The sequence below is a fragment of the Pseudomonas brassicacearum genome (genome assembly GCF_003732265.1).
GTDB classification, from domain to species: Bacteria; Pseudomonadota; Gammaproteobacteria; order Pseudomonadales; family Pseudomonadaceae; genus Aquipseudomonas; species Aquipseudomonas brassicacearum_D.
Map to the genome: position 1 here is coordinate 1 of NZ_MOBK01000284.1, position 773 is coordinate 773.

The 773-nt window shown below is 60.3% G+C and carries 1 protein-coding gene; it reads left to right on the top strand.

Going from position 1 to position 773, the window contains the following annotated elements:
• The coding region (locus BK660_RS31290; protein ID WP_148057523.1) for an ABC transporter substrate-binding protein at positions 1-773 on the top strand (773 nt) is incomplete at both ends.

Sequence of the window (773 nt, forward strand, 5' to 3'; positions counted from 1 at the left end):
TGTACGAAGCGGCACTGTGGGGTGCCAAAGGCTGGCTGGAGCCGATGAAGGATCTGCCGGCCAGTTACGCCCTCGACGACGTGTTCCCGTCGGTGCGTGAAGGCCTGTCGGTCAAGGGTTCGCTGTACGCCTTGCCGTTCTACGCGGAAAGCTCGATCACCTATTACCGCACTGACCTGTTCAAGGATGCCGGGCTGACCATGCCCGAGCGTCCGACCTGGGAACAGATCGCCGGGTTCGCCGAAAAACTCACCAACAAGGACAAGGAGCAGTACGGCATCTGCCTGCGCGGCAAGGCCGGCTGGGGCGAGAACATGGCGCTGATCACCACCGTCGCCAATGCTTACGGCGCACGCTGGTTCGATGAGCAGTGGAAACCGGAATTCAGTGGCCCTGAGTGGAAAAACGCGCTGAACTTCTACGTCGACACCATGAAGAAATCCGGCCCGCCGGGCGCCTCCAGCAACGGTTTCAACGAAAACCTCGCATTGTTCAACAGCGGCAAATGCGCGATGTGGATCGACGCCAGCGTCGCCGGTTCGTTCGTCACCGACAAAACTCAAAGCAAGGTCGCCGATCACGTCGGTTTCACCTTCGCACCGCATCAGGTCACCGACAAAGGCTCGGCGTGGTTGTATTCGTGGGCGCTGGCGATTCCGACCAGCTCCAAAGCCAAAGACGCCGCTAAAGAATTCAGCGCCTGGGCAACGTCCAAAGAGTACGGCGAGCTGGTGGCCAAGACTGACGGCATTGCCAACGTACCGCCGGGGACT